The organism is Streptomyces sp. NPDC013187 (assembly GCF_042899705.1).
GTDB lineage: Bacteria > Actinomycetota > Actinomycetes > Streptomycetales > Streptomycetaceae > Streptomyces > Streptomyces hawaiiensis_A.
On record NZ_JBIBAF010000006.1, the window covers coordinates 228,099 to 250,414 of the forward strand.

Below are 22,316 nucleotides of genomic sequence, written 5' to 3' on the forward strand. Positions count from 1 at the left end.
ACCGGCAGCCCTACGGCGCTCAGTGCCCGTTCTGCGCCAACCTCAGCAGGTGATCCGCCAGTGCCTGCCCACCCGTCGGTTCCCTGCTGATCAGCATCAGCGTGTCGTCACCGGCGATCGTCCCCAGAATGTCGTGCAGCTCGGCCTGGTCGATGGCCGAGGCCAGGAACTGCGCAGCCCCCGGAGGGGTACGCAGCACCACGAGATTCGCCGAGGCCTCCGCGGAGATCAGCAGCTCCTGCGAGAGCCGCCGCATCCGCTCCTCCTTCGCCGACCCGCCCAGCGGCGCCCGGGGCGTACGGAACCCGCCCTCGCTGGGCACCGCGTAGATCAGATCGCCGTCGGCGTTGCGGATCTTCACCGCGTTCAGCTCGTCCAGGTCCCGGCTGAGCGTGGCCTGCGTGACACTCAGCCCGTCGTCGGCGAGCAGCTTCGCCAGCTGGCTCTGCGACCGGACCGGCTGCCGGTTGAGGATGTCCACGATCCGGCGGTGGCGGGCGGTGCGGGTCTGCGGCACGGCGGGCCCGTTCGCCCCCGGCTGCTCGTGGTCCTGCGCCTGGCTCATCGTCGTCTCATTCCCCGGATCGTCCGTCCCCGCTGACTGCCTGGAGGATGCCGGGCAGCGCCCCGAGGAACGCGTCCACCTCGTCGTCGCGGAGGTTCAGCGGCGGCATCAGCCGTACGACGTCGGGGGCGGGCGCGTTGACCAGGAATCCGGCCTCCTGAGCCGCCTCGCGCAGCTGGGGCGCGAGCGGTTCGGTGAGCACGATACCCAGGAGGAGTCCCGCGCCCCGGACGAAATCGATCAACTGATGGCCGAGGCCCTCGATTCCGTCCCGCAACCTCTCGCTCTGCCGCTTGACGTTCTCCAGCAACCCCTCGTTCTCGATGGTGTCGAGAACGGCGAGCCCCGCGGCGCAGGCGACCGGGTTGCCGCCGAAGGTGGTGCCGTGCTGGCCGGGCTGGAGCAGGTCGGCCGCGCGCCCGAAGGCGACGGTCGCGCCGAGCGGCAGGCCGCCGCCCAGCTGTTTGGCGAGGGTGACGACGTCGGGCAGGACGCCCTCGTGGGCCTGGTACTCGAACCAGTGCCCGGTCCGGCCGATGCCGGTCTGCACCTCGTCGAGGACGAGAAGCGCCCCGGTCGCCGCCGTGATGGCCCGGGCCGCCTTGAGGTAGCCGGCGGGCGGGACGACGACGCCGAGCTCGCCCTGGATCGGTTCGAGGATGACGAGCGCGGTCTCCTCGGTCACCGCCGCGGCCAGGGCCTGCGCGTCGCCGAACGGCACGTGCGTGACGTCACCGGGCAGCGGCAGGAACGGCTCGCGCTTGCCGTGCTGACCGGTCAGCGCCAGGGCGCCCATGGTCCGTCCGTGGAAGGCGCCCTCGGTCGCCACGATGTGGGTCCGCCCGGTCAGCCGGCCGATCTTGAAGGCGGCCTCGTTGGCCTCGGCGCCGGAGTTGCAGAAGAAGACCTTGCCGTCCCGGCCGAACAGGTTGAGCAGCCGCTCGGCCAGGGCGACGGTCGGCTCGGCCATGAAGAAGTTGGAGATGTGCCCGAGGGAACCGATCTGCCGGCTGACGGCCTCGACGATCGCCGGGTGGGCGTGGCCGAGGGCGTTGGTGGCGATGCCGCCGACGAAGTCTAGGTACTCGTTGCCGTCGGCGTCCCACACCTTGGTGCCCGCGCCGCGCTCCAGGGCCAGCAGCGGGGTGCCGTAGTTGTTCATGAGCGCGCCCTGCCACCGCTCGGCGTACTCCTGCTGCGCGGTCATACGGCGTCCCCCTCGTGCTCGTCGGGCACGACCATGGTGCCGATGCCCTCGTCGGTGAAGATCTCCAGCAGGATCGAGTGCTGGACCCGGCCGTCGATGACGCGGGCGGTGGTCACGCCGTTGCGTACGGCGTGCAGACAGCCCTCCATCTTCGGCACCATGCCGGACGACAGGTCCGGCAGCAGCCGCTCCAGCTCGGTGGCGGTGAGGCGGCTGATCACCTCGTCGCTGTGCGGCCAGTCCTCGTAGAGGCCCTCGACGTCCGTGAGGACCATGAGGGTTTCGGCGTCCAGTGCAGCAGCGAGTGCCGCAGCCGCCGTATCAGCATTGACGTTGTAGACATGTCCGTCGTCCTGGGAGCGGGCGATCGAGGAGACGACCGGGATGCGGCCGTCGGCGAGCAGGGCCTCGATGGCGCCGGTGTCGATCGCGGTGATCTCGCCGACGCGCCCGATGTCGACCAGCTCGCCGTCGATCTCGGGCTGGTGCTTGGTGGCGGTGATGGTGTGCGCGTCCTCGCCGGTCAGGCCGACGGCGAGCGGCCCGTGCTGGTTGAGCAGCCCGACCAGTTCGCGCTGGACCTGACCGGCCAGCACCATCCGTACGACGTCCATGGCGTCCTCGGTGGTCACCCTGAGGCCCGCCTTGAACTCGCTGACGATGCCGTGCTGGTCGAGCGCGGCGCTGATCTGCGGGCCGCCTCCGTGCACGACGACGGGCTTGAGGCCGGCGTGGTGCAGGAACACCACGTCCTGGGCGAAGGCGGCCTTGAGGTCCTCGTCGATCATGGCGTTGCCGCCGAACTTGATGACGACCGTCTTGCCGTTGTGCCGGACCAGCCAGGGCAGCGCCTCGATGAGGATCTGCGCCTTGGGCAGCGCGGTGTGCTTGCGTGTCGCTCCACTGCTCATGACGAGTACGCGCTGTTCTCGTGGACGTAGTCGGCGGTGAGGTCGTTGGTCCAGATGGTGGCGGTCTCGGACCCGGCGGCGAGGTCGGCGACGATGTGCACCTCGCGGTACCGCATGTCGACCTGGTCGCGGTCCTCGCCGACGCCGCCGTTCTTGCAGACCCAGACGCCGTTGATGGCGACGTTCAGCTGGTCGGGCTCGAAGACGGCGCTCGTCGTACCGATCGCGGAGAGCACGCGGCCCCAGTTGGGGTCCTCGCCGTGGATGGCGCACTTGAGGAGGTTGTTGCGGGCGATGGAGCGGCCCACCTCGACGGCGTCGTCCTCGGTCGCGGCGTTGATCACCTCGACCTTGATGTCCTTGCTGGCGCCCTCGGCGTCCCGGATGAGCTGCTGTCCGAGGTCGTCGCAGACCTGCCGTACGGCCTCGGCGAACTCCTCGTACTCCGGGGTGACTCCGGCCGAGCCGGAGGCGAGCAGCAGCACGGTGTCGTTGGTGGACATGCAGCCGTCGGAGTCGACGCGGTCGAAGGTCGTACGGGTGGCCGCCCGCAGCGCCTTGTCCAGGGCCTCGTTCTCGAGGTCGGCGTCGGTGGTGAGGACGACGAGCATGGTGGCGAGGCCCGGGGCGAGCATGCCCGCGCCCTTGGCCATGCCGCCGACGGTCCAGCCGTCCTTGGTGACGACGGACGTCTTGTGGACGGTGTCGGTGGTCTTGATGGCGATGGCGGCCTTCTCGCCGCCGTGCTCGGAGAGCTGGGCGGCGGCGGTCTCGACGCCCGGGAGCAGCTTGTCCATCGGGAGCAGGAGGCCGATGAGGCCGGTCGAGCAGACGGCGACCTCGATGGCGCCCCGGCCCAGGACCTCGGCGACCTTCTCCGCCGTCGCGTGCGTGTCCTGGAAGCCCTTCGGTCCGGTACAGGCGTTGGCACCGCCGGAGTTGAGGACGACGGCGGACACCTGGCCGCTCTTCATGACCTGCTCGGACCACTGCACCGGAGCGGCCTTCACACGGTTGGAGGTGAAGACGCCGGCGGCGGCACGGCGGGGGCCGGTGTTGACCACGAGGGCCAGGTCGGGGTTGCCGTTCTCCTTGATCCCGGCGGCGATGCCCGCCGCCGTGAATCCCTTTGCTGCCGTCACACTCACGGCGCAACTCCGATCGTCGTCAGTCCGGTGGTCTCGTCGAGACCCAGGGCGATGTTCATGCTCTGGACGGCACCGCCGGCGGTGCCCTTGGTGAGGTTGTCGATGGCGCTGATCACGATGATCCGGCCGGCGTCCGCGTCGTACGCGACCTGCACCTGAACGGCGTTCGAACCGTAGACGGACGCCGTGGCGGGCCACTGGCCCTCGGGCAGCAGGTGCACGAACGGCTCGTCGGCGAACGCCTTCTCGTAGGCGGCGCGCAGGGACTCGGCCGTGACGCCGTCGGCGGCCTTGGCGCTGCACGTGGCCAGGATGCCGCGGGGCATCGGCGCGAGGGTCGGTGTGAAGGACACCGTCACCGGCTCTCCGGCGGCCGCGCTGAGGTTCTGGGTGATCTCGGGGGTGTGCCGGTGCCCGCCGCCGACGCCGTAGGGGGACATCGAGCCCATGACCTCGCTGCCGAGCAGGTGCGGCTTGGGTGCCTTGCCCGCGCCGGACGTGCCGGACGCGGCGACGATCACGGCCTCGGCCCGGGCCAGGCCCGCGGCGTACGCCGGGAAGAGGGCGAGGGAGACGGCCGTGGGGTAACAACCGGGCACCGCGACGCGCTTGGACCCCTCCAGCGCGGCGCGGGCGCCCGGCAGTTCGGGAAGGCCGTAGGGCCAGGTTCCGGCGTGCGGGGAGCCGTAGAACCGCTCCCAGGCGGCGGCGTCGGCCAGCCGGAAGTCGGCGCCCATGTCGACGACGAGCACGTCCGGGCCGAGCTGCTCGGCGACGGCGGCGGACTGCCCGTGCGGCAGGGCGAGGAAGACGACGTCGTGACCGGCGAGGACCTCGGCGGTGGTCTCCTGGAGCACTCGGCCGGCCAGGGGCAGCAGATGCGGCTGGAGCGCACCGAGCCTCTGCCCCGCGTTCGAGTTGCCGGTCAGGGCGCCGATCTCGACCTCGGGGTGCGCCAGGAGCAGACGCAGCAGTTCCCCGCCCGCGTACCCACTCGCTCCGGCCACTGCCGCACGTACCGCCATGGATCCTCCTCCTTAGAGGGCATGACTATACGTTTCTCTGCACGTTTATGCAATCCCATTCCGGGGCGGCGCGGTCGTCCGGGCGACGGCCCCGGAAACCGATGTTGTCCTGACCATGGCGACAGGTTAGGGCCCGCGGGCAAATTTCAGGGGATCACGGCAGGCCCGGCCGAGGACATCGACGCACCCATGAAGAGCGCGAACGCGTGGGGGCAGGCGCTCGCGGCGGTGGTGCTGGTGGGAGCGCTCGGCACCGGTTTCCGGGGGCTCGCGAAGACGTCCTCCGCGGAGAGGGAGCCGAAGCCCGCCACCTGCTCCGACGGGTCGACCCCGGCCGCCAAGGGCAGGCACGGTCTCCGGCGCGCCGTGGTGCGATGCGCTGAACCGGTCTGCCCGGCGTTCCGGCCCGGGCCCTGACCGGGGCGCAGGACGGTGTGGGCCGCCGCGGGGCGGCCCACACCGGCGAGTGCTACCTCTGCTTGATCCGCAGGAACGTCACGGAGTTCGCGGGGAAGGTGTAGGTGAACTTCTTGGCCACACCCCGGAACGTGGACGTCACCGGCGTCACCGGCGTGTCCGTCTCGGTGTTCACGGCGTCCTCGTCGGCGGCCAGCGTGGTCACGCGGGCCGTGGAGGCGACCTCGGCGCCACCGAGGTCGACGGCCGTGCGGGCCTCGGCGGACTGGGCGTTGACGACCTTGACGATCAGGTCACCGGTCTTGGCGTCCTTGGTCACGACCTGGCGGAACGGCTCGGCCGGCTTGTCGTCCTTGAAGCTGCCCCACTCCTTGCCGTCGAGGAAGAGGGTGACCTGGCGACCGCGGACCTTGATGTCGATGTCGTAGGCGCGGCCGGTCTCGATCGACCCGGGCTTCGTCATCAGGGTGCCCTTGCCGCCGTCCACGGCCTGTTCGATCGCGGACTGGGTGTTGTTCCAGCCGCCCAGGTTCCACCAGTAGTAGTTGCCGGTGTCCTTGACGCCGAAGGCGACGAGGAAGCCCTCCTTGCCGGACTTCTTGGTGGCCTTCACATGCAGGTCGTAGTCCTTCCAGGCCGGGTCGCCCGCCGTGACCATGGTGTTCTCGGCGGCGGTGTCCGTCTGGACGTAGGCCCCGTCCTGGATGCTCCAGCTGCCCCGGCCGCTGCCCGTCCACTTCGAGGCGTCACCGGAGAAGTCGTCGCGCAGCAGGGTCGAGCCGTCCGCCGAGGTGACCTTCACGTCGTCGTACGCGGCGCTGGTCGCCCACGTCGACAGGCCGACGGCGCCGGTGATGGGGCCGCTGACGTTCGGTGTCGTGGTGGCCTTCGAAGGGACGACACGGTCACCGACGTTGGTCATGAACAGCTTCTGGACCTCGTAGTTGGCCGAGTTCCAGGAGGCCCGGTTGTTGAACCAGATCATGTCCGGGCGCCACTGCACGTAGTCCTCGTTGGCGAGCAGCGGGGCGTACGAGGCGAGCTTGACGACGTCCGCGTTGCGCTCGAGGCCGGTCATGAAGGCGGCTTCGGACAGGCCGTTCTTCCAGGCGTTGCCCTGGGAGGCGTACTCGCCGAGGAAGACCTTGGGGCCGTTGCGGTCGTAGGAGTCGTAGCGGTCGTTGTTCTGGAGGAACCAGTTCGGGCTGTTGTAGTAGTGCTCGTCGACCATGTCGACCTTGCCCTCGCGGTTGAGCTGCCAGGCGGTGTCGAAGGTCGTGCCGGCGTCGTCCGGGCCCGAGTTGGAGATGACGGTGATGTCCGGGTACTTCGCCTTGATGGCCGTCCGGAACCGCTCGAAGCGGGCGAAGAACTCCTTGGGGAGGTTCTCCTCGTTGCCGACACCGAGGTGGGTGAGGTGGAAGGGCTTGGGGTGGCCCATCTGCGCGCGTACCTTGCCCCACTTGGAGGTCGCCGGGCCGTTGGCGAACTCGATGAGGTCGAGGGTGTCCTGGATGTGCCGTTGGAGCAGCGCCTCGTCGTCGGTGGCCTTGTTCTGGCCGCAGCCGGTCACCAGGGCGGGGACGACGGGCAGCGGCATGGCGCCGATGTCCTCGGAGAAGCGGAAGTACTCGTAGTAGCCGAGGCCGTAGCTCTGGTTGTAGCCCCAGAAGTTGGCGTTGGTGGCGCGCTGCTCTACGGGTCCGATGGTGTCCTTCCACTGGTAGCTGCGCTTGCGCTGCCAGTTCGAGGCCTCGCTGTAGTCCTCCATGGAGCCGGTGTTGACCAGGCAGCCGCCGGGGAAGCGCACGAAGCCGGGCTTGAGGGCGGCGATCTTCTCGGCGAGGTCCTTGCGCAGGCCGTTCGGCTGGTTCTTGTACGTCTCGCGCGGAAACAGCGACACCTCGTCGAGCGCGGCGGCGTTCGTCGAGGCGACGGCGAGCCGGCCGCGGTTGCTGGTGCGGGTCGCGGTGAAGGTGGCCTTGTACTTGGCCCAGCCGCCCTTCACGGCGACCTGGCGGGCGGTGGCGAGCGTGCCCGCGGTGTCCTTCAGCGAGACGGTGAGCGTGGTGCCGCTCGTGGCCCGGGCCCAGACGGAGAAGTCGTACCGCTTGCCCTGGTCGACCCGGATGCCGGTGTTGTAGCCGGCGTTCGTGACGGACGAGCCGGCGCCCAGGGAGAGGTAGTTGCGGTTGCGCTCGTTGAGGCGGCCCGAGTCGTTCACGACCTCGGCCGTGCCGCCGACCGCCCACGAGGTCAGGGGCGTGTAGGAGCCGTTGTCGGCGGTGGAGTACTCGAAGGACCGGTTCTGCACGAGTTCCGCGTACAGACCGCCGTCGGCGGCCCGGTTGATGTCCTCGAAGAAGACGCCGTACATCGTGTCGTCGATCTTCGCGCCCTGGGCGGACGGGTCGACGCTGATCGCGTAGTCGGTGACGTCCTCGGCGTGCGCGGGGGCCGGTACGAGGGCTGTTGCCGTCAGGAGGGCGGTGGTCGTGAGACCCAGTCTCCATCGGGTGCGGGCGGCGGTGCTTGGCATGGATACTCCGCGGCTCTCTGGTAGAGGAGTGTTCGAAATATCAGACATTGATCAGCACTTCGAACGGCAAGATAGGGAGGGGGCGGATGCGCGTCAATGGGTCGTGCAGCAACGCGTGGGACGGAGAGCGGTACGGGATGGGCGAGTTCTGGCCAGTGCCGGATGTGCTGGCGTACCTGGCCGGGCGCTGGCGCGTGACACGGTCGGTGCGGGATCTCGCGAGCGGCGCGGAGGGGGAGTTCACCGGCACCACCGAGTTCCGTGCGGACACGGACAGGCCCGGCGGACTGCTGCACCACGAGTCGGGCACCTTCGTCTGGCAGGGCGTCGCCCGGCCGGCCGAGCGGACCCTTAGGTTCCTGCCCGGTCCGGGCGGCACGGCGGACGTGCGGTTCGCCGACGGGCGGCCGTTCCACGATCTGGACCTGACGTCCGGGCGGCATGTCGCCGACCATCCCTGCTCGGCGGATCTCTACCGCGGCGAGTTCGCCGTCCGCGACAGCGACCACTGGCGGACGGTGTGGCGCGTCCGCGGTCCGGCCAAGGACCTGGTCCTGCGGACCGGCTACGCGCGCGAGGGCTGAGCCGGCGCCCCGCCGTCGAAGCGCAGGTTCCAGCGCCCCGCCCGGCCCGTCACGGACGTCGTCGACAGCGGACGGACGTCGATGTTCCAGTACGTCGAGGGCGGTGCCTTCAGGGCGTACACCAGGGCCGCCCGGATCACGGACGGCTCGGCCACCGCCACGACCCGGCAGCCGTCCTCGACGGGCCGGGTGTCGAGCCAGCCGCCGACCCGGGTGATGAAGTCGACCAGCGACTCACCCCCGTGCGGTGTGGCGCGCGGGTCGGCGAGCCAGGCGTCCACGGCATCCGGTTCCCGGGCCATCGCCTCGCCCAGGGTCAGCCCGCGCCACCGGCCCATGTCGCAGTCGCGCAGGCCGAGCTGGACCAGCGGCGCGTACCCGAGCCCCTCCCCCGTCGCCCGGCTGCGCGGAGTCGGCGAGCAGTAGCGCAGTTCGGCCGCGGCGAGCGGCAGCAGTTCCTGCGCGACCCGCTCCACCTCGGCCCAGCCGGCCTGGTCCAGCGGCCGCTCGTCATCGAAACGCTCGGCGAGCACCGGGGAGCTGCGCGCGGCGGCGACGAAGGTGACCCGAAGTGGCATGCGGCGATCGTGGGTGCAGCAAGTGCGCAGGTCAAGAGCTGTTACCTACGAGTTACCCACGGTGCCTGGGCCCTCACCGGTCGAAGATGAGCGCCATCCACTGCTCGGGCCGTTCCAGCGGGGCGAATCCGAGCTTGTCGTACACCCCGTGCGCGTCGTGCGTGGCGAGCAGCACCCGCCGCACCCCGAACGACCGCAGCTCTTCCCGCGCGGCGGCCACGAGCGCCCTTCCGACGCCCTTGCCGCGCATCGACGGATCGACGTACACATCGCACAGCCACCCGAACGTCGCCCGGTCGGTGACCACCCGGGCATAGGCGACCTGCTCCCCCGACACCGTGTCGAAGGCCCCGAAGTTGAGCGACTCCTCGATCGACCGGTCCTGCGTCGCCCGGGGGCGCCCCAATGCCCAGTAGGCGTCGGTGGACAGCCAGTGGTGCACGCGCTCACGGTCGACGCGGGCGGGGTCGGTGGAGATCTCGTAGCCCTCGGGCAGGCTCGGCGTGTCGGTCATGCCCGCGATGCTCGCAGGCCGCCCGAAGGTGCGTCGAGCGGTTATCCCAGTACCTCGTCGCAGGCCGTACGCAGCCGCCGTACGCCCTCCGCGATCTCCCCGGTCCCGGCGACCGCCGCGAAGCTCAGCCGGACGTGCGCGGCCGGGGGTTCGGCGCTGAAGTACGGGCGGCCGGGGGCGAGAGCGACCCCGGCGCGCAGGGCCGCGGAGGTCAGGGCCGACTCGTCCGTGCCGTCGGGCAGGCGTGGCCACAGGTGGTAGCCGCCGGAGGGAATGTGCGGCAGGGCGAACTCCGGCAGCCGCAGGGCGAGGGCGCCGGTCATCGCGTCCCGCCGGGCCTTCAACTCCGCGGACACAGCCCGCAGATGACGTGGCCAGGCGGGCGAGCCGACGAGTTCCAGAGCGGCCTCCTGGAGGGGACGCGGCACGAAGAACGTGTCGACGACCTGGATCGCGCGCAGCCGTTCCAGGACCGGGCCGCGTGCGGCCAGGGCACTCACCCGGAAGCTCGGCGAGGTCGCCTTGGTCAGCGAGGAGACGTGGACGACGACGCCGTCGGGGTCGTCGGCGGCCAGCGGGCGCGGCAGCGGCCCCGCGTCCTCGTGGACGAGCCGCCGCACGAAGTCGTCCTCGACGACGAACGCGCCCGCCTCCCGGGCGATGCGCAGCACCTCGGCGCGCCGCTCGGGTCCGAGCACCGCGCCCGTGGGGTTCTGGAAGAGCGGCTGGCAGACGAAGGCCGGTGCACCGGTGGCCCGGAAGGCGTCCGCGAGCAGCGCCGGACGCACGCCGTCGGCGTCCACCGGGACGGGCACCGGACGCAGGCCGGCGGCGCGGGCGATGGCGAGCATGCCGGGGTAGGTGGGCGATTCGACCAGGACGGGTGCGCCGGGCGGGGCGAGGGCGCGCAGGGCGGTGGTGAGCGCGGACTGCCCTCCGGCGGTGACCAGCACCTCGGCGGCCGTGACCGACCCGCCGATGCTCCGCGCGAACCACTCGCGCAGCTCCGGCAGCCCCTCCATGGGCGGCCGCCCCCAGGCACCGGGGCGGCGCCCGGCGCGCGAGAGGGCGGCGGCCATCGCCCGCTCGGGCTGCAGCGACGGGTGCAGATAGCCGCCGTTGAACTCGATCACGCCGGGTGGCGGCGCGGCCAGCGACACCAGCACCCCGGAGGCGTCCACGGAGCGCGGCACGAGGTCGGCGGCGCCGTCCGCGCTGAGCGCGACCTCCTGCCAGGAGGTGTCGCCGGCGGGTGCCGGTGTCGTCCGGGCCTGCGCGCGGAAGGCGCCCGCGCCGGGCCGGGTGACCACCAGGCCTTCGGCGGCGAGCTGCGCAAGGGCCCGGGACACCGTCACGGGGCTCACCCGGAACCGCTCGACCAGAGCCCGACTCGACGGCAGCTTTCCACCTGGTGAGTAGCGGTCGAGCTCCCGTCGCAGCAGTTCCGCCAGTTCACCCACACTGCTACGCTCTTGCATGAGAGCACAGAGTAGCGCTACTGCGCCGCCCGCGATAGCAGTCGCCACCGCGGGCCGGGAGGGCCGCGGCTTCGGCACCCTCCTGGCCGCCCTCGGTGTCGTCGCCTTCTCCCTCACGTTCCCCGCGACCGCCTGGGGTCTGGAGGGGTTCGGGCCCTGGTCGCTCGTCGCCGTGCGGAGCGTCCTGGCCGCGGTGATCGCGGGCTCGGCTCTCCTCGCGCTGCGCGTGCCGCTGCCCGCCCGGCGGCACCGGCCGGGCCTCGCGGTCGTCGGAGCCGGCGTCGTCCTCGGCTTCCCGCTGCTGACCACGCTGGCACTGCAGACCTCCACCACCGCGCACGCAGCCGTCGTGGTCGGCCTGCTCCCCCTCACCACGGCGCTCTTCTCGGCCCTGCGCGTCGGCGCCCGGCCCTCGCGTACCTTCTGGATCGCCGCCCTCGCGGGCGCGGCGGCGGTGCTGGCCTTCACCGTGCAGCAGAGCGGCGGCGCCCTGACCACCGCCGACCTGTACCTGTTCGCGGCGCTTGTGGTCTGCGCGGCCGGCTACACCGAGGGCGGTCGGCTGGCCCGGGTCATGCCGGGCTGGCAGGTGATCGGCTGGGCGCTGGTGCTGTGCCTGCCACTGACCGTGCCGGTCGCCTCGATCGCCCTGGCCCATGAACCCGTGCGGCTGACCGCGCACAGCGTCACCGGTCTGCTCTGGGTCGCGGCGGGGTCGCAGTTCGTCGGGCTGGTCGTCTGGTACCGCGGCATGGCGGCCATCGGCATCCCCAAGGCCAGCCAGTTGCAGCTCGCCCAGCCGCTGCTCACACTGGTGTGGTCGGTCCTGCTGCTGGGCGAACACCTCACGGTGGCCGCCCCGCTGACGGCCGCGGCGGTGCTGGTCTGCATCGCCGTCACACAGCGATCACGCGGCTGAGCGGGGAGCGTGCACGGCCACTGCCGACGGGCGCACCCCGCCGTAGACTCAAGGTCACGGACCGCTGCTCCGCACATCGTGAGGAGGCCCCAGATGCGCGCAACCGTGGGCGACCAGCTTGTCCAGCACGGCAGGGTGGTCGGTCAGCACGACAAGATCGGCGAGATCGTCGAAGTGCTCGGCCAGGGAGGCAACCCCCCGTACCGCGTCCGGTTCGAGGACGGGCACGAGGGCGTGTGCTCGCCGGGACCCGACACGGAGATCCGGCACCGGGAGACCACGACCGGGCCGTGACTCGGCGCGGGAGCGGCCGCTGCTGTCCGTAGTGGCCTGCGACCCTACGTGGAGGCGGCGCCGGCCGTCCCTGTTCGGCGGCGACTCGGCACGGGGATGGCGCCGACCGCCCCTGTTCGTCGGCGACTCGGCACGGGAGGCGCCGGGCGCCCCTGGTCGTCGGCCCAGCCCCGGCGGCACGTCTCAGCGCGGAGGCGACGCCGGCTGGCCGTAGTGGTCGGCTACCACCCGTGCCATCGCCCCGATCCGGTCGGCCGCTACGTCCCGGGCGGCGAAATAGACGTGTCCGCGCACCTGCGCGTACTTCCCGGCCAGCTTCAGATGCCGGGAGAGTTCAGCCGTCTCCTGCCACGCCGCGGGCTGCGCCGGGTCACCGGCCTTGTACAGCGCCTCCCCCACGTACAGCTGCGTGGGGCTGTCGCGCGCGACCTCCGCCCACCAGGGCACCAGCTTGGCGTAGTCGGCGGCGGCGAAGCCGATGTTCCAGTACAGCTGCGGGACGATGTAGTCGATCCAGCCCTCGCGCACCCACTTCCGGGTGTCCGCGTGCAGGTCGTCGTACGTCTCCACACCGGCCCGGGTGTCCGAACCGGCCGGGTCCGTCGAGGCGTTGCGCCACACGCCGAACGGGCTGATGCCGAAGCGGGCGCTCGGCCGGACCTCCTGCACCCGGTCCGCGGTCTCGCGCACCAGCCGGTCGATGTTGTCCCGCCGCCAGGCGGCCCGGTCCGGGAAGCCGTCGCCGTACTCGTCGTAGGCGTCGTCGTCGTCGAAGCTCTGCCCCGCCACGGGGTAGGGATAGAAATAGTCGTCGAAGTGGACGCCGTCCACGGGGTACTTCGCCACCGCGTCGAGCATCGCGTCCTCGACGAAGGCACGGACCTCGGGCAGCCCCGGGTTGTAGAAGAGCTTCCCGCCGTACGTCACCACCCAGTCCGGGTTCTTGCGCGCCGGGTGGGAGGCGGCGAGCCGGGCCGGATCGGCGTGGGCGGCGATCCGGTACGGGTTGAACCAGGCGTGCAGCCGAAGACCTCGGGCATGCGCCTCGCGGACGGCCGTGCCCAGCGGATCCCAGCCGGGGTCCTTGCCCTGAATGCCGGTGAGGTACTGCGACCACGGCTCGTACGGTGAGGGCCACAGGGCGTCCGCCGTGGGGCGGACCTGGAAGAACACGGTGTTGAGCCGGTTGCGGACCGCTGTGTCGAGGTGGGCGAGCAGTTCGGCGCGCTGCTGTGAGGCGGTCAGCCCCGGCTTGGACGGCCAGTCCCGGTTGGCCACGGACGCGATCCAGACGCCCCGCATCTCGGAGCCCGCGGCCCCGCCCCCGCGCCCGCCCGCGGCCGACGCCTGAGGCATCATCGTGAAAGCCGACAGCGCCGCGACCGCGAACGCCCTGCGTGAGACTCGTCCCATCCGCATGCCCCAAAAAGCCGCGGATCCGCCCGGTCGCGGATCGCTTCGTGGCCAGCATGCCCGATCCGCGCCCCGCCCCCCGCGATCGATCATCGATACTTCGGAGTAACGTGCACGAACGGAGCAGGCGCCGGGACCCGGCCGGTCTGCCCGGACGTAGATCAGCAGCGAAAGGGACGATGTGACGGACATCCCAGCGGGAGACATTGCACGCGTCGGAGTCGTGGGCTGCGGTCAGATGGGCGCGGGCATCGCCGAGGTGTGCGCCCGGGCCGGCCTGGACGTCATGGTCGCCGAGACCACCGGCGAGGCTCTGGAGATCGGCCGCACCCGGCTGTTCACCTCCCTGGCCAAGGCAGCCGAGCGCGGCAAGATCACCGAGGAGGAGCAGGAGGCCACGCTGGCGCGCCTCAGCTTCACCACGGATCTCGGCGAGTTCGCCGACCGTGACCTGGTGATCGAGGCCGTCGTCGAGAACGAGCAGGTCAAGACCGAGATCTTCCAGGTGCTCGACCAGGTCGTGACCCGGCCGGACGCGATCCTGGCGTCCAACACCTCCTCGATCCCGCTGGTGAAGCTGGCGGTCGCGACCTCGCGCCCTGACCAGGTCATCGGCATCCACTTCTTCAACCCGGCCCCGGTGCAGAAGCTCGTCGAGCTGATCCCGGCGCTCACCACCTCCGAGGGCACGATCAGCCGGGCCCAGCTGTTCACCGAGAAACTGCTCGGCAAGCACGCGATCCGCGCCCAGGACCGCTCCGGTTTCGTGGTCAACGCGCTGCTGATCCCGTACCTGCTCTCCGCGATCCGGATGTTCGAGACGGGCATCGCCAGCCGCGAGGACATCGACAACGGCATGGAGATGGGCTGCGCCCACCCGATGGGCCCCCTGAAGCTGTCCGACCTGATCGGCCTGGACACGGTCGCCTCGGTCGCCCAGTCCATGTACGAGGAGTACAAGGAGCCGCTGTACGCCGCTCCCCCGCTCCTGCAGCGCATGGTCGACGCGGGCCGGCTGGGCCGCAAGACGGGCTCGGGCTTCTACACCTACGCCTGACCGATCCACTTCGCCGTGCCGTGACGGGTCCCCTCCCCGAGGCCGATTACGGACGGTCAGATTTCGGCCATGCCGCGGGCCGGGCACCGGAACGGGTGCCCGGCCCGCGGCATTCACACACCGTGTGCGCGCCGGGCTCGCATATGCCCTACGCACACTCTCCCCAGGCGCCCACCAGGCGAGTTGACTCCTCATGCGCATGCAAGGGATGTGAAACGACTACGGAAAGGAGCGGACTCGTGACCGCCGAGCCCGAGCATCCCGTCGTCCACGGAGAACTCGCAGAGTTACGGCGCCGCCTCGATGTGGCGTACGCCCGCGTCGAGGGCGGGCTGGCTCTGCTCAGCCATCGCACCGAGGAGACCGCCAAGGAACTCGACGAGCTCAACACCCGGATCAACTCGCTGGAACACGCGCGCTGGCCGCTGCCCGCGGTCGCCGCCCTCACCGCCGTGGGCGCCCTCGTCATGACGATCTGGCAGGCGCTGGGGCGCTAGCTTCAGGGCAACGTGTCCTGACCGAGCCTGAGATGGTGCAGCAGGAGTAACGCGGCCGCCATGTTGGCTGCCGGGACCTCGCCGCGGGCGACCATGTCGGGGACGAGCTTGAGGGGCACCCATTCCCGGCGGTCCGACTCGAAGTCGTCCACGGGGTGACCGACGTACTCGCCCTCGTCGGCCCAGTACACGTGGTGCCGGGCGTCGGTGAGCCCGTTGGACGGCTCCACGCTCATGAGGTGGTGCAGGGGTCCCGGCCGCCAGCCGGTCTCCTCCTCCAGTTCCCTGGCGGCCGCACGGGCGATGTCCTCACCGTCCTCGACCACTCCCGCCGCGAGTTCCCACCCCCAGCTGTCGGTGATGAAGCGGTGCCGCCAGAGCAGCAGCACCTCGTTGGCCTCGTTCACGACCGTGGCCACCGCAACGGGCCGCAGCCGTATGAGGAAGTGGTCCAGATGCCTGCCGTCCGGCAGTTCGACATCCGCGAGGTTGACGCTGAACCAGCGGTTTGAGTACACAGTCTGCTCGTTGTGTTTCGTCCACTGCACGGTTCTGCCACCTTCCGTCGAGTAAGGGGCAATATCGCAGCAGGGACGGATGGGTAGCAGGCGCACAGGAGGCGCCTCGGAGCGGTACGGGCACCCCGGCCCGGATCTACAACGGTACGCGCAGCGCTCCGTCGATGAGTTCGGCGGCCTCGGCCGTGCCCGCGCAGCCACTGCGCACCAGGTGCTCCCGCACCGCGCGCAGCCGGTCGCGCAGCCGCTGGGACTCCATGCCCCGGGCCTGCTCGGCCATCTGCACGGCGATGGCCACCGCCTTGTCGGCGTTGCCCTGCCGCAGCTCGATGGTGCTGAGCATGGCCAGCCGGTGCACCCGCCCGCGGTCGTGCGCCGGGTTGTCCACGGCGGCCGCGGCATGCTCCCCGGCGGCGGCGATCTCGCCCAGGCTCAGCAGTGCCTCGGCCACCTGGACGTTCACGAGCCCGGGCTGGACATAGCCGGTCTCGTCCGGCTCGTAGCCGCGCCGGATGCGCTCGGCCGCCTGCTCGGCCCGCCGGATGCGGGCCAGGGCGCTCGTGCCGTCGCCGAGATGCGCGTACGCCTTGGCCTGCATCGCGTAGAGGTCGGAGGCGAGCGCCGGGGTGATGTGCTTGCCGGCGGCCCGCAGCGCGGCCTCCGCGAAGGCGACGGCCTGCCGGTACTCCCGCATGAACAGCGACTGGTTGACCAACAGGGCGATGACGTACGCCCCGAGTCCCCGGTCGCCGCTGGCCTTCGCCAGCCGCAGCGCCTGGTGGAAGTAGCGCTGGGCCAGCCCGTGCGCGTCGGAGTCGTAGGCGCAGATACCGGCGACCGCCACCAACCCGCCGGTGGCCCGGTGCAGCTGGCGGCCGGTCTCGTCGGTGTAGCTGCCGCGCAGCAGCGGGGCGGCCTCGGCGTTGAGGAAACCGACGATCCGGGCCCGGGTGGCGATGCCCCCGGCCTTGCGGTACATCTGCTCGTAGTGCGTACGGGCGGAGCGCAGCATCTCCAGGTCGCCCGCGGTGACCCGGTGTCTGCCACCCCGGGAGACGTCCACGTCCTCCGGCGGGTTCTCCCATTCCCACACCGGCATCACGGCTGGGGTGCCGGTGAGGGCGGGCGCGCCCAGGATGTGCGGGCGCTGCTGCTGGTCGGAGCGCCACAGGGCGGTGGCCCGTTCGACGAAGCCGGACAGCGTGCCGGTGTGCGGGGCGGACGGCTCGCCGGGCACACCGAGGCCGATGTCGTCGAGGGTGACGTGCCGTTGCAGCCGGGCGGCGAGCACTTCGCAGATCAGGTCGGGCACTTGGCCCCGGGGGCGCTGCCCCTTCAGCCACCGGGCGACGGCGGTGTGTTCGTATCTCAGGGACAGGCCACGGGCCCGCCCTGCCTGATTGACGTGTGCGGCCAGCCCCGCGTGCGAGATCCCGGCCTCGTCCAGGATCGCGTCGAGCAGAGTGTTGGGCTGCATGTGGGCCCCCCGGTGGCTCGGTGCGGACAGAGTAGTGGTTCCGCCTTCACACGGGGTGTGAACGGAGTGCTCGAATCCGCAGGGTGTGCGCGCTGTCGCTCTGAGTCGCGGGCCGGTTGACTGAACTGCCTCGAAAGAGGCCGGCCGGGCCGCCGGCTCCCCCTCGTACAGTGCGGCGGCCCGCTACCGCCGTCCGCCCGGCTGCCTGCCCGACACTCCGTGGCGGGGCGGACGGCTTTGCCGGCGATGCCTTCTCTCGCCGCGGTGTCAGAGGTGTGTGGTCGACTGCGGGCACGTCGTGGTCGATCGCGCAGTTCCCCGCGCCCCTGACGGCATCCCACCGCTGTTCGTGAGCACGAGCAGCGCGATGTCGTCCGGCGGTTCGCCGCGGGTGTGGTGGAGGAGGGACGCTGAGATCCTGCCGACGACACCCTGCGAGGAGAGCGGGCCGTCGCCCGCGACGCTCGTCAGCGCACTCCCCAGCGGGAAGAACCGGCCACGGGCGTCGCGGGCGTCCTGGGCGCCGTCCGTGTAGAGGAACAGAGCGTCTTCGAAGGCGAGGTACCCGAGGCCCATCGTCGGCAGGACGGCGGGCAGCGGGAACAGGCCCAGTGGCGGCTGCGGGTCGCCGGGGGCCAGTTGCTCCACCCGGCCACGGCTCAGCAGGTACGGCCAGGGATGGCCGCAGTTCAGCGCGAGCATCTCGCCGTCGGGACGGATCTCCACGAGGAGCAGGGTCACGAACTCCTCGGCGGCGCTCGCGGGATGCTCCTGCCGCAGATGCCGGTCCAGGGCCCGTTCCAGCCGGCGCAGGATCCCGCCGAGGTCCTCCTCGTCGTGCGCCGCCTCGCGGAAGCAGCCGAGCACGGCGGCGACGGTCCCGAGCGCGCCGATCCCGTGCCCGCGCACGTCACCCATCACGGCCCGGACGCCGTGCTCGGTGGCGACCACCTCGTACAGGTCGCCCCCGACCGCTGCGCCCCGCTCCACCGACAGCTGGGCGGCGGCCACGTCCAGCCCGTCGATCCGTGAGGGCGGCGGACGCAGCAGTGCGCGCTGTGCGGCGCCGGCGACCCGGCGCAACTGCCGCAGCTCCCGCATCAGCGAGTGCCGCACATGCAGGATCAGCGCGGTCCCGACGGCGAAGAACACGGCACTGGTGACGAGTCGTGCCTGGAGACCGGTCTCCTGGGCGAGCGGACAGACCAGCTTGTACGTGACCGCCGCCGCGCCCCAAGCGATGGGAAGACCGAGGGTGCGTACCCGACCCCTGACGCGGATCATGCCGATGGCCCCCCAAAGGCCCTGACACACAGAATCGGACCGGCCCGAGAAGGCCGGTCCGATTCTGTCGACAGCTCGCCGAGAAAGGGGAGATCACCCACCTTTACCACTCAAACGAGTGAGGTGACCCGACCCTCTCTCGGGGCCGCGGGGAACTGCGCGAACGGCCACGACGTATCCGCGGCCGCCGGCACACCGCAGCTCCCCGCCCTTGGGCACTCAGCTCCGCAGCTCCGCACCCACACGCTCACCCGCGAGGGCGACCGCGGCGTCCCGGGCCGCGGACGCCTCGTCCACGGTCAGCGTCCGGTCGGTGGCGCGGAACCGCAGCGCGTACGCCAGCGACTTTCGCCCCTCCCCCAGCTGCTCGGCGTTCTCGTACACGTCGAACAGCCGGATGGACTCCAGCAGTTCCCCGGCTCCGTCCCGCAGTGCCGCCTCGACGTCCACGGCCGGCACGAACGCGTCGACGACCAGGGCGACGTCCTGCGTGGCGACGGGGAACGTGGAGATCCGGGGTGCCGCGGCCGTGGCGTCACCGGCGGTCTCCACCGCGTCCAGGTCGAGCTCCATCGCGCAGGTGCGCGCCGGAAGACCGAGGGCCTTCACGACCCGCGGATGCAGCTCGCCCGCGTGCCCCACGATCCGATCGGCACCGTCCACGGTGACCGCCAGCTCGGCGCACCGCCCCGGGTGCCACGGGCCGTACTGCCCCTTGCGGATGACGAGCTCGGCTCCGGCCTCCCGCGCGACGGACCGTGCGGCCTCGACCGCGTCGGCCCAGTCGGCCGGACGGCCCTTGCCCCACCAGCCGGCCTGCTCGCGCGCACCGGCGAGAACCACGGCCACGTGTCGCGGCTGCTCGGGCAGCGCCGCGTTCAGCTCGGCGAGCTCCTCGTCGTTCGGGCGGCGGTCGACGGGCGGCACGGCCGCGATCCGCTGCTCCTCGCGCGGCCGGAAGACCAGACCGGTCTCGAACAGCGCGAGGTCGTGCGAGCCCCGGCCGTCGTTGCGGCGCAGGGCGGCGAGCAGACCCGGCAGGAGCGAGGTGCGCAGCGCGGGCTCCTCGTCGCTCAGCGGGTTGCTGAGCTTGACGACGCGGCGGGCCGGGTCGTCCTTCTCCAGGCCGAGCTGGTCGAAGACCTGCTCGCCGATGAACGGGTAGTTCAGCGCCTCGACATACCCGGCACCGGCCAGGGCGCGGCCGACGCGGCGGTGCAGCCGCTGCCGGTCCGTCAGGCCGAGACCGGCCGGCGGCTTGGGCAGCGTGGAGGGCAGGTTCTCGTAGCCCTCCAGCCGGATGACCTCTTCGGCAAGGTCGTTCGGGTCGGTGAGGTCGGGCCGCCAGGACGGCACCGTGACGACCAGCTCGTCCTGCCCGTACACGTCGCAGCCGACCTCCTGGAGGCGGCGTACGACGGTCTCGCGGCCGTAGGCGACGCCCGCGACCTTGTCGGGGTGGTCGGCCGGGATGGTGATGGTGTGCGGCGCGGAGGGGGCGATGACCTCGGTGACGCCGGCCTCGGCGGTGCCGCCCGCGAGCAGCACCAGCAGGTCGACGGTGCGCTGCGCGGCGGCCGCCGCGGCCTGCGGGTCGACGCCGCGCTCGAAGCGCCGGGACGCCTCGGAGGACAGCTTGTGACGGCGGGCCGTGCGCGCGATGGACACAGCGTCGAAGTGCGCGGCCTCGATGACGACGTCCGCCGTGGCGTTCTCGAGGTCGTCGTGGTCGGCGATCTCCGTGTTGGCGCCGCCCATGACGCCGGCGAGCCCGATCGGGCCGCGGTCGTCGGTGATCACCAGGTCCTCGGCGTCCAGCGTGCGCTCGACACCGTCGAGGGTGGTGAGCTTCTCGCCCGCCTCGGCCCGGCGTACGCCGATCGTGCCCTGGACCAGGCCGCGGTCGTAGGCGTGCAGCGGCTGGCCGAGCTCCATCATCACGTAGTTGGTGACGTCGACGGCGAGGGAGATCGGGCGCATGCCGACCTTCTGCAGCCGGCGCTGGAGCCAGATCGGGGAGCGGGCCTCCGCGCTGAGGCCGGTCACCGTACGGGCGGTGAAGCGGTCGCAGCCGGTGGGGTCGGAGATCTGCACCGAGTAGCCGTAGGCGTTCGGGGCGGGCACGTCGATCAGGGCCGGGTCGCGCAGCGGCAGGCCGTAGGCGATGGCGGTCTCACGCGCCACGCCGCGCAGCGACAGGCAGTAGCCGCGGTCGGGCGTGACCGCGATGTCGAGGACCTCGTCGACCAGCTCCAGCAGCTCGATTGCGTCCTTGCCGACCTCGGTCTCCGGCGGCAGGACGATGATGCCCTTGGTGCCGTCGTCGCCCATGTTCAGCTCTTCGCTGGAGCAGATCATGCCGCGCGACATCCGGCCGTAGGTCTTGCGCTCGGCGATCTGGAAGTCACCGGGCAGGACGGCGCCGGGCAGGGCCACGACGACCTTGTCGCCCACGGCGAAGTTGCGGGCGCCGCAGACGATCTCCTGGGTCTCACCCGTGCCGTTGGCTTGGCCGACGTCGACGGTGCAGAAGCGGATCGGCTTCTTGAACTCCGTCAGCTCCTCGATCGTCGCCACCTGGCCGACGACCAGCGGACCCTTGAGGTCGGCGCCGAGCTGCTCGACGGTCTCGACCTCCAGACCGGCCGAAATGAGCTTGGCCTGCACGTCACGACCGGTCTCCGTCTCCGGCAGGTCGACGTACTCCCGCAGCCAAGAAAGCGGGACCCGCATCAGATCTCCATCCCGAACGGCCGGGTGAACCGGACGTCAGCCTCGACCATGTCTCGCATGTCTTCGACGTTGTGGCGGAACATCAGCATCCGCTCGATGCCGAACCCGAAGGCGAACCCGCTGTACTTCTCGGGGTCGGCGCCGCAGGCGGTGAGCACCCGCGGGTTGACCATGCCGCAGCCGCCGAGCTCGATCCAGCCCTCGGAGGAGCAGGTGCGGCAGGGGCGGTCCGGGTTGCCGATGGACTCGCCCTTGCAGACGTAGCAGAGCATGTCCATCTCGGCGCTCGGCTCGGTGAACGGGAAGAAGTTCGGCCGCAGCCGGGTCTTCATGTCCGCGCCGAACAGGGCCTGGACCATGTGGTCCAGGGTGCCCTTGAGGTCGGCCATCGTCAGGCCCTCGTCCACCGCCAGCAGCTCGATCTGGTGGAAGACGGGCGTGTGCGTGGCATCGAGCTCGTCGGTGCGGAACACGCGGCCGGGGCAGACGATGTAGACCGGCAGCTCACGGTCGAGCAGCGCGCGGGCCTGCACCGGAGAGGTGTGGGTGCGCAGCACGACGCCGGACCCGGACTCGTCGGTGCCCTTGGGGCCCTGGACGAAGAAGGTGTCCTGCATCTGCCGGGCGGGGTGGTCGGGCAGGAAGTTCAGGGCGTCGAAGTTGAACCACTCCGCCTCGGCCTCCGGTCCTTCGGCGACCTCGTAGCCCATGGCCACGAAGACGTCCGCGACGCGCTCCATCATGGTGGTGAGCGGGTGCCGGGCGCCGGCCGGCACGCGGTCGTACGGCAGCGTGACGTCCACCGCCTCCTCGACGAGCACGCGCGCGTCCCGCTCGGCCTCGAGCTCCACCTGGCGGGCGGCGAGGGCCTTGTTCACGGCACCGCGGGCCTGGCCGACGCGCTTGCCGGCCTCGGCCTTGGCGTGCGGGGGCAGGGCGCCGATCTCGCGGTTGGCGAGGGCCAGCGGGGAGGTGGGGCCCGTCTGGGCGACCTTGGCCTCGTGGAGCGCGTCGAGGGAGTCCGCGGCGGCGAAGGCGGCGAGCGCCTCGTCCCGCATGCGCTCGATCTCTTCCGGTTTCAACGTCTCGACCTCGACAGGGTCGTACGACTTATTCGGTGCCGACATCTCTTCCCGTGCTTCCGATTGGCTGGCTGAA

General features: G+C 71.4%; 21 protein-coding genes. 6 read left to right on the top strand and 15 right to left on the bottom strand.

Features of this window, described 5'->3' with window-relative positions; translation table 11 throughout:
• Positions 1-19: 19 nt before the first annotated feature.
• The 5 genes from ACFY5B_RS14530 to argC are packed head-to-tail and all read right to left on the bottom strand — an operon-like array spanning position 20 to position 4,856.
• Positions 20-565: an arginine repressor gene (locus ACFY5B_RS14530; RefSeq protein ID WP_344454478.1), complete on the bottom strand. Its 546-nt coding sequence runs from the start codon at positions 563-565 to the stop codon at positions 20-22.
• Between the two features lie 7 nt (positions 566-572).
• The gene (locus ACFY5B_RS14535) at positions 573-1,772 is read right to left on the bottom strand and encodes an acetylornithine transaminase (RefSeq protein ID WP_389968837.1); all 1,200 of its coding nucleotides are present in this window, start codon (positions 1,770-1,772) and stop codon (positions 573-575) included.
• Positions 1,769-2,683, bottom strand: a complete 915-nt coding sequence (argB, locus tag ACFY5B_RS14540; RefSeq protein WP_359637527.1) for an acetylglutamate kinase — start codon at positions 2,681-2,683, stop codon at positions 1,769-1,771. The genes ACFY5B_RS14535 and argB overlap by 4 nt, the downstream gene beginning before the upstream one ends.
• Positions 2,680-3,831 (bottom strand): bifunctional glutamate N-acetyltransferase/amino-acid acetyltransferase ArgJ, encoded by a 1,152-nt coding sequence (gene argJ, locus ACFY5B_RS14545; RefSeq protein ID WP_389968839.1) that lies wholly within the window; start codon positions 3,829-3,831, stop codon positions 2,680-2,682. The genes argB and argJ overlap by 4 nt, the downstream gene beginning before the upstream one ends.
• Positions 3,828-4,856 carry an N-acetyl-gamma-glutamyl-phosphate reductase gene (argC, locus tag ACFY5B_RS14550; protein WP_389968841.1) on the bottom strand — a complete coding sequence of 343 codons (1,029 nt, stop codon included), beginning with the start codon at positions 4,854-4,856 and terminating at the stop codon, positions 3,828-3,830. Before argC ends, argJ begins: the two co-directional genes overlap by 4 nt.
• A 189-nt stretch (positions 4,857-5,045) precedes the next feature.
• On the opposite strand from argC, the gene ACFY5B_RS14555 reads away from it, so the two are divergent.
• Positions 5,046-5,273, top strand: a complete 228-nt coding sequence (locus ACFY5B_RS14555; RefSeq protein WP_389968843.1) for a DUF6215 domain-containing protein — start codon at positions 5,046-5,048, stop codon at positions 5,271-5,273.
• Positions 5,274-5,325: 52 nt separating this feature from the next.
• Here ACFY5B_RS14555 and ACFY5B_RS14560 read toward each other — a convergent pair whose 3' ends face one another.
• Entirely contained in the window at positions 5,326-7,812 is a 2,487-nt protein-coding gene (locus tag ACFY5B_RS14560; protein ID WP_389968845.1) for an alpha-L-arabinofuranosidase C-terminal domain-containing protein, read from the bottom strand.
• Positions 7,813-7,949: 137 nt separating this feature from the next.
• Here ACFY5B_RS14560 and ACFY5B_RS14565 point away from each other — a divergent pair, with 137 nt between their 5' ends.
• Positions 7,950-8,396 carry a DUF6314 family protein gene (locus ACFY5B_RS14565; RefSeq protein ID WP_389969196.1) on the top strand — a complete coding sequence of 149 codons (447 nt, stop codon included), beginning with the start codon at positions 7,950-7,952 and terminating at the stop codon, positions 8,394-8,396.
• Here ACFY5B_RS14565 and ACFY5B_RS14570 read toward each other — a convergent pair.
• From ACFY5B_RS14570 to ACFY5B_RS14580, 3 genes are all read right to left on the bottom strand, one after another.
• On the bottom strand, positions 8,378-8,974 hold the full coding sequence (locus ACFY5B_RS14570) for a histidine phosphatase family protein (RefSeq protein WP_389968847.1): 597 nt from the start codon (positions 8,972-8,974) through the stop codon (positions 8,378-8,380). The genes ACFY5B_RS14565 and ACFY5B_RS14570 overlap by 19 nt on opposite strands.
• 73 nt (positions 8,975-9,047) lie before the next feature.
• Complete coding sequence (locus ACFY5B_RS14575; RefSeq protein WP_389968849.1) at positions 9,048-9,488, bottom strand: GNAT family N-acetyltransferase; 441 nt, start codon at positions 9,486-9,488, stop codon at positions 9,048-9,050.
• A 41-nt stretch (positions 9,489-9,529) separates the two neighbouring features.
• Positions 9,530-10,966, bottom strand: coding sequence for a PLP-dependent aminotransferase family protein (locus tag ACFY5B_RS14580; RefSeq protein WP_389968851.1), 1,437 nt, complete (start codon positions 10,964-10,966; stop codon positions 9,530-9,532).
• Here ACFY5B_RS14580 and ACFY5B_RS14585 point away from each other — a divergent pair.
• On the top strand, positions 10,965-11,885 hold the full coding sequence (locus tag ACFY5B_RS14585; protein WP_389968853.1) for a DMT family transporter: 921 nt from the start codon (positions 10,965-10,967) through the stop codon (positions 11,883-11,885). The two genes, ACFY5B_RS14580 and ACFY5B_RS14585, sit on opposite strands and share 2 nt — an antisense overlap.
• A 93-nt stretch (positions 11,886-11,978) precedes the next feature.
• Positions 11,979-12,179: a DUF1918 domain-containing protein gene (locus tag ACFY5B_RS14590; protein WP_344454422.1), complete on the top strand. Its 201-nt coding sequence runs from the start codon at positions 11,979-11,981 to the stop codon at positions 12,177-12,179.
• 183 nt (positions 12,180-12,362) lie between these two features.
• Here ACFY5B_RS14590 and ACFY5B_RS14595 read toward each other — a convergent pair whose 3' ends face one another.
• Positions 12,363-13,592, bottom strand: a complete 1,230-nt coding sequence (locus tag ACFY5B_RS14595; protein ID WP_389968855.1) for a glycoside hydrolase family 10 protein — start codon at positions 13,590-13,592, stop codon at positions 12,363-12,365.
• A 181-nt stretch (positions 13,593-13,773) separates the two neighbouring features.
• On the opposite strand from ACFY5B_RS14595, the gene ACFY5B_RS14600 reads away from it, so the two are divergent.
• On the top strand, positions 13,774-14,649 hold the full coding sequence (locus ACFY5B_RS14600; RefSeq protein ID WP_185009286.1) for a 3-hydroxybutyryl-CoA dehydrogenase: 876 nt from the start codon (positions 13,774-13,776) through the stop codon (positions 14,647-14,649).
• A 239-nt stretch (positions 14,650-14,888) separates the two neighbouring features.
• Positions 14,889-15,146 carry a hypothetical protein gene (locus ACFY5B_RS14605; protein ID WP_344454416.1) on the top strand — a complete coding sequence of 86 codons (258 nt, stop codon included), beginning with the start codon at positions 14,889-14,891 and terminating at the stop codon, positions 15,144-15,146.
• A gap of 2 nt (positions 15,147-15,148) precedes the next feature.
• On the opposite strand, the gene ACFY5B_RS14610 is transcribed toward ACFY5B_RS14605, so the two are convergent.
• The 5 genes from ACFY5B_RS14610 to pheS form a co-directional block, all read right to left on the bottom strand.
• Entirely contained in the window at positions 15,149-15,694 is a 546-nt protein-coding gene (locus tag ACFY5B_RS14610) for an NUDIX hydrolase (RefSeq protein WP_086848493.1), read from the bottom strand.
• Positions 15,695-15,800: 106 nt separating this feature from the next.
• Complete coding sequence (locus ACFY5B_RS14615) at positions 15,801-17,141, bottom strand: transcriptional regulator (RefSeq protein ID WP_389968858.1); 1,341 nt, start codon at positions 17,139-17,141, stop codon at positions 15,801-15,803.
• Between the two features lie 267 nt (positions 17,142-17,408).
• A complete protein-coding gene (locus ACFY5B_RS14620) occupies positions 17,409-18,425 on the bottom strand; it encodes a PP2C family protein-serine/threonine phosphatase (protein ID WP_389968860.1) in 1,017 nt (338 codons plus the stop codon).
• A 219-nt stretch (positions 18,426-18,644) separates the two neighbouring features.
• Positions 18,645-21,158: a phenylalanine--tRNA ligase subunit beta gene (gene pheT, locus ACFY5B_RS14625; RefSeq protein WP_389968862.1), complete on the bottom strand. Its 2,514-nt coding sequence runs from the start codon at positions 21,156-21,158 to the stop codon at positions 18,645-18,647.
• Entirely contained in the window at positions 21,158-22,285 is a 1,128-nt protein-coding gene (gene pheS / locus ACFY5B_RS14630) for a phenylalanine--tRNA ligase subunit alpha (protein ID WP_389968864.1), read from the bottom strand. Before pheS ends, pheT begins: the two co-directional genes overlap by 1 nt.
• Positions 22,286-22,316: the final 31 nt, after the last annotated feature.

Excerpts from the sequence above, each read along its gene's own strand:
- ACFY5B_RS14585 (WP_389968853.1), top strand. The coding sequence starts at position 10,965 with ATGAGAGCACAGAGTAGCGCTACTGCGCCGCCCGCGATAGCAGTCGCC.
- pheS (WP_389968864.1), bottom strand. The coding sequence starts at position 22,285 with ATGTCGGCACCGAATAAGTCGTACGACCCTGTCGAGGTCGAGACGTTG.
- ACFY5B_RS14570 (WP_389968847.1), bottom strand. The coding sequence starts at position 8,974 with ATGCCACTTCGGGTCACCTTCGTCGCCGCCGCGCGCAGCTCCCCGGTG.
- pheT (WP_389968862.1), bottom strand. The coding sequence starts at position 21,158 with ATGCGGGTCCCGCTTTCTTGGCTGCGGGAGTACGTCGACCTGCCGGAG.
- ACFY5B_RS14580 (WP_389968851.1), bottom strand. The coding sequence starts at position 10,966 with ATGCAAGAGCGTAGCAGTGTGGGTGAACTGGCGGAACTGCTGCGACGG.
- ACFY5B_RS14565 (WP_389969196.1), top strand. The coding sequence starts at position 7,950 with ATGGGCGAGTTCTGGCCAGTGCCGGATGTGCTGGCGTACCTGGCCGGG.
- ACFY5B_RS14620 (WP_389968860.1), bottom strand. The coding sequence starts at position 18,425 with ATGATCCGCGTCAGGGGTCGGGTACGCACCCTCGGTCTTCCCATCGCT.
- ACFY5B_RS14595 (WP_389968855.1), bottom strand. The coding sequence starts at position 13,592 with ATGGGACGAGTCTCACGCAGGGCGTTCGCGGTCGCGGCGCTGTCGGCT.
- ACFY5B_RS14530 (WP_344454478.1), bottom strand. The coding sequence starts at position 565 with ATGAGCCAGGCGCAGGACCACGAGCAGCCGGGGGCGAACGGGCCCGCC.
- ACFY5B_RS14555 (WP_389968843.1), top strand. The coding sequence starts at position 5,046 with ATGAAGAGCGCGAACGCGTGGGGGCAGGCGCTCGCGGCGGTGGTGCTG.
- ACFY5B_RS14535 (WP_389968837.1), bottom strand. The coding sequence starts at position 1,772 with ATGACCGCGCAGCAGGAGTACGCCGAGCGGTGGCAGGGCGCGCTCATG.
- ACFY5B_RS14590 (WP_344454422.1), top strand. The coding sequence starts at position 11,979 with ATGCGCGCAACCGTGGGCGACCAGCTTGTCCAGCACGGCAGGGTGGTC.
- ACFY5B_RS14575 (WP_389968849.1), bottom strand. The coding sequence starts at position 9,488 with ATGACCGACACGCCGAGCCTGCCCGAGGGCTACGAGATCTCCACCGAC.
- argC (WP_389968841.1), bottom strand. The coding sequence starts at position 4,856 with ATGGCGGTACGTGCGGCAGTGGCCGGAGCGAGTGGGTACGCGGGCGGG.
- argB (WP_359637527.1), bottom strand. The coding sequence starts at position 2,683 with ATGAGCAGTGGAGCGACACGCAAGCACACCGCGCTGCCCAAGGCGCAG.
- ACFY5B_RS14615 (WP_389968858.1), bottom strand. The coding sequence starts at position 17,141 with ATGCAGCCCAACACTCTGCTCGACGCGATCCTGGACGAGGCCGGGATC.
- ACFY5B_RS14560 (WP_389968845.1), bottom strand. The coding sequence starts at position 7,812 with ATGCCAAGCACCGCCGCCCGCACCCGATGGAGACTGGGTCTCACGACC.